This window comes from Streptomyces sp. SPB074 (assembly GCF_000154905.1).
GTDB lineage: Bacteria > Actinomycetota > Actinomycetes > Streptomycetales > Streptomycetaceae > Streptomyces.
On record NZ_GG770539.1, the window covers coordinates 4,888,255 to 4,896,328 of the forward strand.

Genomic DNA, 8,074 nt, shown 5'->3' on the forward strand with positions numbered 1-8,074 from the left:
GGAGTTCGATTCTCCTTAGCTCCACAGCGATTGATCGAGTGGGCCACCCGGTACGGGTGGCCCACTCGCCGTTTCCGGGGTTCCCCCGGGTCCGGCGCGTACGGCGACGAGTGAGAGCGCGCTGTTCCCCCGCGCCCTCGTCCCCGGCCTCCCCCTCCCGGCTCACCTTCGTCCGCCTCCAACTTCCCCCGTCCCCGGACGGCCCGGTCCGGCCCCTTCCCTCGGCCGGCCCCCTCCGTCCGCGGGCCGGGCGTTCCGTGCGGGCGTCGCGGGCACTGCGGTACCCTGACGCCATGCGTGCCGTACGCCTTCTGCTTAGCGAGCCGCGCTGATCAGTCCCCGCCACCCTGGCTCCTGGTGAGAACCCACCGGGCTTCGTGGCCGGAATCGGCGCGGCGTCCCCTCCTGTGCGAGGGGATTTTTCGTTTCCGGGAGCAGATGCGATCGATGGAGTCTTGAGAACCGATGAGTCAGACGAACCCCTCCGCAGCCGGGCCCGCCGGCGCCGCCGAGACGGCCGCGCCGCACCGCTACACGGCGGCCCTCGCCGCCGACATCGAGGCGCGCTGGCAGGACTTCTGGGACGCCCGCGGCACGTACGAGGCGCCCAACCCCACGGGTGACCTGGCCGGTTCGCCCGAACTCGCCGCCCGCCCCAAGAAGTACGTGATGGACATGTTCCCGTACCCCTCGGGCGCGGGACTGCACGTCGGCCACCCGCTGGGCTACATCGCCACCGACGTCTTCGCCCGCTACCAGCGCATGACCGGGCACAACGTCCTCCACACCCTGGGCTTCGACGCCTTCGGGCTGCCCGCCGAGCAGTACGCGGTGCAGACCGGCACGCACCCGCGCATCTCCACCGAGGTCAACATGGCCAACATGCGCCAGCAGCTGCGCAGGCTCGGCCTCGGTCACGACAAGCGCCGCTCCGTCGCCACGATCGACCCCGAGTTCTACCGCTGGACGCAGTGGATCTTCGTCAAGATCTTCAACTCCTGGTACGACACCGAGGCGGACAAGGCGCGCCCGATCGAGGAACTGGTCGAGCAGTTCGCCGCCGGCACCCGGCCCACTCCCGACGGGCGCCCCTGGGCGGAGCTGAGCGCCACCGAGCGTGCCGAGCTGCTGAGCGAGTACCGCCTCGCCTACGCCTCCGAGGCGCCGGTCAACTGGGCGCCCGGCCTGGGCACGGTGCTGGCCAACGAGGAGGTCACGGCCGACGGCCGCTCCGAGCGCGGCAACTTCCCCGTCTTCAAGGCGAAGCTGCGCCAGTGGAACATGCGCATCACCGCCTACGCGGACCGCCTCATCGACGATCTGGACGGCCTGGACTGGCCCGAGGCGATCAAGCTCCAGCAGCGGAACTGGATCGGCCGCTCCGAGGGCGCCCGCGTCGACTTCCCCGTCACCACGACGACGGGCGAGGCGCGGGACATCACCGTCTTCACCACCCGCCAGGACACCCTGTTCGGCGCCACGTACATGGTCCTCGCCCCCGAGCACGAACTGGTCGAGTCGATCACTCCGGCGAGCTGGCCCGAGGGCACCCGCGCGGCGTGGACCGGCGGGCACGCCACCCCCGCCGACGCCGTCGCCGCCTACCGGGCCCAGGCCGCGGCGAAGTCCGACGTCGAGCGCCAGGCCGAGGCCAAGGACAAGACCGGTGTCTTCACGGGCACTTTCGCGACCAACCCCGTCTCCGGCGAGCGCGTCCCCGTCTTCATCGCCGACTACGTGCTGATGGGCTACGGCACCGGCGCGATCATGGCCGTGCCCGCCCACGACAGCCGGGACTTCGCCTTCGCCCGCGCCTTCGAGCTCCCCCTGCGCTGCGTCGTCGCGCCCACCGACGGCCGCGGCGAGGACCCCGCCACGTGGGACGACGCCTTCTCCTCCTACGAGGCGAAACTCGTCAACTCCGCGAACGAGCACCTCAGCCTGGACGGCCTCGACGTCACCGGGGCCAAGGCCCGGATCACCCCGTGGCTGACCGCGCGGGGCATCGGCGAGAGCACCATCAACTACCGCCTGCGCGACTGGCTGTTCAGCCGTCAGCGGTACTGGGGCGAGCCCTTCCCGATCGTCTACGACGAGGAGGGCGTCGCCCACTCGCTGCCCGAGTCGATGCTGCCCCTCGAACTGCCCGAAATCGAGGACTACTCGCCGCGCACCTTCGAGCCCGACGACGCCACCGCCGAGCCCGAGACCCCGCTCTCGCGCAACGAGGAGTGGGTGCATGTCACGCTCGACCTGGGCGACGGGCCCCGCACGTACCGCCGCGAGACCAACACCATGCCCAACTGGGCCGGTTCGTGCTGGTACGAGATGCGCTACCTCGACCCGCACAACGAGCGGCAGTTCGTCGACCCCGAGATCGAGCGGTACTGGATGGGGCCGCGCGAGGACATGCCCACCGGCGGTGTCGACCTCTACGTCGGCGGCGCCGAGCACGCCGTGCTGCACCTGCTGTACGCGCGCTTCTGGTCCAAGGTCCTCTTCGACCTGGGCTACGTGTCCTCCGCCGAGCCGTTCCACAAGCTCTACAACCAGGGCATGATCCAGGCGTTCGTCTACCGCGACAGCCGCGGCATCGCCGTGCCCGCCGCCGAGGTGGAGGAGCGCGACGGCGCATACTACTACGAGGGCGAGAAGGTCTCGCGGCTGCTCGGCAAGATGGGCAAGTCGCTCAAGAACGCGGTGACGCCCGACGAGATCTGCGCCGAGTACGGGGCCGACACGCTGCGCCTGTACGAGATGGCGATGGGCCCGCTGGACGTCTCGCGTCCCTGGGACACGCGTGCCGTCGTGGGGCAGTTCCGGCTGCTCCAGCGGCTGTGGCGCAACATCGTGGACGAGGCCAGCGGTGCCCTGACGGTCACCGAGGACGCCCCGGACGAGGCCACGCTGCGCGCGCTGCACAAGGCGATCGACGGCACGCGCCACGACCTGGAGGCCATGCGGTTCAACACGGCGATCGCGAAGATCACCGAGCTGAACAACCACCTGACGAAGGCCGGCGGCCCGCTCTCGCGGCCGGTCGCCGAGGCGTTGGTGCTGATGGTCGCGCCGCTCGCCCCGCACATCGCCGAGGAACTGTGGCGGCGCCTCGGGCACGAGGAAAGCGTCGTCCACGAGCCCTTCCCCGTCGCCGACCCGGCCTACGTCGTGGACGAGACCGTGACGTGCGTCGTCCAGATCAAGGGCAAGGTCAAGGCGCGGCTGGAGGTCTCCCCGGAGATCAGCGACAGTGACCTGGAGAAGATCGCCCTCTCCGACGAGCGCGTCGTCGCGGCGCTCGGGGGAGCGGAGCTCCGCAAGGTCATCGTGCGGGCCCCGAAGCTCGTCAACATCGTGACGGCCTGAACCGGCACCGCCCGAAGAGGCGCGGCGCCGGAAAACGCGGAGGACACCGGCGACACGGTGCGTGAACACGTTCATGCACACAGCGTGCGCGAAGTTCACGCACCGTGTCTATAGGGGTTTTCCCCTAAGGGGTGGATCAGGGTTCCGGGGAACCTCTGGTCCACCCTTCGCCGTTACCGTGGAGACGTACCGCGTGACCGCCGGTGGAAGGGGACCCGATGTCGGCCGTGCTCATCGTCCTTGCGTTGATCTTCGTGCTGTTCGTCGTCACCGGGGCCTACGTGACGGTCAAGGTGGTGGGTGCGGCCAAGCGCGGCGTGGACCGGACGGTGCACCAGGCGCTCAGAGCGGTCGAGGACTCCACGCTCAAGGCACGCTCGTACGCCCGCCAGGGCCCGCACGGCGAGATCGCCGGGCTCCGGCTCTCCCTGCGCACCTCCATGCGGGCCACGCAGGAATCCCTCGACGCGCGCGCGGACGGTGACAGCGGGCTCGCCGAGTCCCTCGGGCTCTTCCGCCGTCTGAGCGTGCACGGGCACGCGCTGGACGACGAGTTGCGGCGCCTGGAGAACGACCCGGACCGGACGGGGCTCGCCGCCGAACTGCCCGCGCTGCGCGAGCGCACCCAGAAGATCGTGGGGGCGGCGAACGGCCTGCGCCATGCCGTCAGGGACCGCGCGCACCACGACTCGGACGACGACCTGGACGCGCTGAGCCGGCAGATCGACATGGAGAGCGGCGCCCTGCGCCACTGGGCCCCGGCCGAAAGCCCGGAACCCGGCCCGCAGCCCTGGCCCGCCGCGCAGACCCGGCCGGACTCGGAGCCGGTCGCGCAACGCTGGGACGACGGCGCCCCACCCCCGCCTCCGCCAAGCCCACCGCCCCCGCTCGACCAGGCCCGCCCCACCCCCCACCCCTGGGAGCGTCTCCTCAAGAAGCCGCACGAGCAGCCCCGCCCGGACTGACGAACGACCGCGTCCCGCCCGCAGTGACGTGACGGAAGTGGCGTGCCGCGCCCGGGCGACAGACCCGGCGTGCCCTACCGGGTGTGCCGCGCCCGGGCGACAGACCCGGTGTGCCGCGCCCGCGATCCGTACGGCCACCAGCCCCCTGCGCCGGTCACTCCGCTCCTCCCGCTCCGGCGGGGGCGGGCTGCCGCCTCCCGCGCCCGCCAGGTAACCTCCGAGCCATGTCACGCCATGTCGCGATCGTCACTGATTCCACGGCCTACCTGCCGCCCGGGACGAGCGCGCGACACGGCATCACCTCCGTACCCCTGACCGTCGTGCTCGACGGTGACGCGTACGAGGAGGGCACGGAGATCTCGCCGGGAGCCCTCGCCCAGGCCCTGCGCAAGCACCGCCCCGTGACGACCTCACGTCCCAGCCCCGAGGCGTTCGCGCGCACCTACCGCAGACTCGCCGACGAGGGCGCCTCGGCGATCGTCTCCTTGCACCTGTCCGCCGAACTCTCCGGCACGTACGACGCCGCGGTCCTCGCGGGACGGGGGGCCGGTCTGCCCGTGCACGTCGTGGATACCGGAGCGGTGGCCATGGCGCTCGGTTTCTGCGCGCTCAGCGCCGCCGAGCAGGCCGAGGCCGGCGGCACGGCCGAGGAGATCGTCGCGGCGGCCGAGAAGCGTGCCGCCGGTACCTCCGCGTATTTCTGCCTGGACACCCTCGACCACCTGCGGCGCGGCGGCCGGATCGGGACCGCGCAGGCACTTCTCGGCTCGGCGCTCGCGGTCAAGCCGCTGCTCCAGCTGACGGGCGGCCGCATCGAGCCGCTGGAGAAGGTCCGCACCACATCCAGAGCCGTCGCCCGTCTCGAAGAACTCGTGGCGGAGTGCGCGGGCGCGGGGAGAGTGGACCTCGCGGTCCACCACCTGGACGCCGCCGACCGGGCCGAGGCCCTCGCCGAGCGCTTGCGGGCGCGCGTGCCGGGTACGGCGTCGCTCTACGTGAGCGAAGTCGGCGCGGTCATCGGCGCGCACACCGGGCCGGGACTGCTGGGAGCCGTCGTCTCTCCTCGCTGAACGGCTCTCCGTGCCGGGAGCCCGACGGTTCTCCGCTTCGAGGGCCGAACGACTTTCCGCAAGGCAGGCGAAACGGTTTTCCACGAGGTCAGGGCGGAGCTAACGGGAGTTATCCACAGGAGAGTCGGCTCGCGCCCTCTCCTCGTCGCGACTCTCGTCACTCTCATGAGTGAGAGAAAAATCGGGTTTCGCCGAGTTATCCACAGATTTCACTTTCGGGGCGAGTGGTGCCCTCCGCGTCGCTTACGTTCAGTGACATGGAAGAACGCGCAGACATCAATGCCGCTCGTGCGCTCGCGGCGTCCGGAAACGACGTACGCGGGGCACGGCATGGCGCCGTGGGCCCGGCACGCGGGCAAGGCGCCGCCTCGCGGGGCGCCGGACGCCGGGGCCCCTGCCGTCGCGACTGCGTTCGGGCGCGCGCGGGCCGCGCTCGCGGACCGCCTTCCGCTGTGGCTGCGCTCCCGTCTCGTGCTCGAACGGCGCGCAGTACTGGCCCTCGCCGTCGTGCTGCTCGGCCTCCTCGGCTTCGCGGCTCAGCACTGGTGGTCCGCGCGCCCGCAACCGGTCTCGGTGCCCGCCGCGGAACACACGTCGGCGGACACGGCGACGGCGACGACGGGAGGGATGCCGGCGAAGGGCGTTCCCGCTCCTTCGGAGGCTGCGGCGGAGCGGGAGGGCGCGGCAGAGGGGGCCGGGTCCGCGGGTGCCGCTCCTGGTGCCGATCGTGGCGCGCTCGTCGTGGACGTGGGAGGCGAGGTGCGGAAGCCCGGGGTGCGCAGGCTGGTGCCCGGCTCCCGGGTGGAGGACGCGCTGCGGGCCGCCGGAGGGGTGCGGAAGGGCGCGGATCTGCAAGGGCTCAACCGTGCCCGCCCGCTGGTCGACGGAGAGCTGGTCTGGGTCGGAGCTCCGCCGCCCGGGGGCATCACGGCGGCGGTCGGCACGGGGGTTCCGGGCGGGACGCCCGCGGGAGCCGGCGGGGCGTCGGCCGGTACTGCCCCGGCCACCGGTCCTCTTGTCCAGCTCAACGCGGCCTCACTGGACCAACTCGACGGACTGCCCGGCGTCGGTCCTGTCCTGGCCCAGCGCATCCTCGATCACCGTACCGCGCACGGCGGTTTCGGCTCGGTGGACGAACTGCGTGAGGTGTCCGGGATCGGCGCACGTCGGTTCGCCGAACTGCGGGAGTACGTGCGGTTGTGAGCGCGGTGGGGGAACGGCAGCGACAGGGCGACATCGACGGGGGAGCCGTCGCGGGACGGGCCGGAAGCACCGGGCCGGCATCGGCCCCGGGGGAGCCCTGGTCTCGCGGCGGGCCGGTTCGCAGGGTGCCGGTCGGCCGGGCGCCGTCGCGGGAGCCGGTGACCGGGCCCAGGAGCCGGAGCAGACGGGAGGGCGCGGATCTGCGGCTCGTGCTGCCTGCGCTGGGTGCCTGGGGCGCGGCGGCTCTCGTGCTGGGGCTGTCGGCTCGCGCCGGGGTGTGGATCGCGATGGTGTGCGTGGCGTTCGGCGCCGGGCTGCTCCTGTCCGGCAGGGGCGCGAAGCGGGCGAGGGAAAGCGGTGGCAGGCGGCGTTGGGCGGTGGCGGCCGTGCTCGTGTGCGTGAGTGCCGGGGCCGCGTCGGCGGCCGTGGGGCGCGCGGACATCGAACGCGGACCCGTGCCGGGGCTGGCGCGGCACGGTGCGGTGACCGAGGCGGTCGTCGAGGTCACGGACCAGCCGCGTGCGCGGCCCTCGACGGTGCGGGGAGGCAGGGAACTGCCCGGGCAGTTGCTCTGGGAAGGGGAGGTGCGGGAGATCGGGGCGGCGGGCGGGCGAGTGGTCCGGGTGCGGACGCCGGTGCTCGTGGTGGTGGACGGCGTCATGGAGCCGGGACAGGAGAAGAAGGCCAGGGAATGGCTGCGGTTGCTCCCGACGACGCGGGTGCGCACCCGTTTTCGCTGGAGCCCCCCGTGGACGGAGGGCCGGCGCGCGGCCGCGGTGGCGCGGGCGCACGGCGAGGCGGGGCCCGTCGTGGTCGGGCGTCCCAACGGGGTGCGGCGGGCGGCGGGGAAGCTGAGGGAGGACCTGCGCGAGGCGGTGGCGCCCCTGCATCCGGACGTGCGGGCCTTGCTGCCCGGGCTCGTCGTGGGCGACACCTCCGGTCTGACACCCGCTCTCGAACGGGCCTTCCAGGCGACGGACTTGACGCATCTTCTCGCGGTCAGCGGGGGGAACTTCGCGGTGCTGCTCGCGGTTCTCCTCGGGCCGCCGGGGCGGGCGGCGCGGGCGGAACGGGGCGGGCTCGCGCCCCGGCTCGGTCTGTCGCTGCGGGGGACGGCGGTGGCCGGAGGCGTGCTGTGCGCGGGGTTCGTCGTCGTGTGCGGGGCCGAACCGAGCGTGGTGCGGGCGGCCGGGTGCGGAACCGTGGCCCTGGTGGCGCTCGCGACGGGGCGGCGCAGGTCGATGGTGCCGGCACTCGCCGCGGTGGTTCTCGTGCTCGTGCTGTGGGAACCGTGGCTGGCGCGGAGCTTCGGCTTCGTGCTCTCGGTGCTCGCGACGGGCGCCCTGCTGACCGTGGCGCCTTCCTGGAGCGCGGCACTGCGACGGCGGGGTGTCTGGCCGAGACTCGCGGAGGGGATCGCGGCAGCGGCCGCGGCGCAGGCGGTGTGCGCTCCCGTGGTGGTGCTGCTCT

At 72.8% G+C, this 8,074-nt stretch carries 5 protein-coding genes; all 5 read left to right on the top strand.

The features are described 5' to 3' along the window. Positions 1 to 465: 465 nt before the first annotated feature. Complete coding sequence (gene leuS, locus SSBG_RS20510; protein WP_008747980.1) at positions 466 to 3,366, top strand: leucine--tRNA ligase; 2,901 nt, start codon at positions 466 to 468, stop codon at positions 3,364 to 3,366. 218 nt (positions 3,367 to 3,584) lie between these two features. Further along, positions 3,585 to 4,331, top strand: a complete 747-nt coding sequence (locus SSBG_RS20515; protein WP_037870263.1) for a hypothetical protein — start codon at positions 3,585 to 3,587, stop codon at positions 4,329 to 4,331. Between the two features lie 224 nt (positions 4,332 to 4,555). Further along, positions 4,556 to 5,401 (top strand): DegV family protein, encoded by an 846-nt coding sequence (locus SSBG_RS20520; RefSeq protein WP_008747982.1) that lies wholly within the window; start codon positions 4,556 to 4,558, stop codon positions 5,399 to 5,401. Positions 5,402 to 5,653: 252 nt separating this feature from the next. Further along, complete coding sequence (locus SSBG_RS20525) at positions 5,654 to 6,604, top strand: helix-hairpin-helix domain-containing protein (protein ID WP_234010608.1); 951 nt, start codon at positions 5,654 to 5,656, stop codon at positions 6,602 to 6,604. A gap of 209 nt (positions 6,605 to 6,813) precedes the next feature. Next, on the top strand, positions 6,814 to 8,074 hold a 1,261-nt coding region (locus SSBG_RS20530), incomplete at its 3' end, for a ComEC/Rec2 family competence protein (RefSeq protein WP_234010609.1).

What these genes read in the sequence shown, in the direction of transcription:
- leuS (WP_008747980.1), top strand. Translation starts at nt 466, where the DNA reads ATGAGTCAGACGAACCCCTCCGCAGCCGGGCCCGCCGGCGCCGCCGAG.
- SSBG_RS20515 (WP_037870263.1), top strand. Translation starts at nt 3,585, where the DNA reads ATGTCGGCCGTGCTCATCGTCCTTGCGTTGATCTTCGTGCTGTTCGTC.
- SSBG_RS20520 (WP_008747982.1), top strand. Translation starts at nt 4,556, where the DNA reads ATGTCACGCCATGTCGCGATCGTCACTGATTCCACGGCCTACCTGCCG.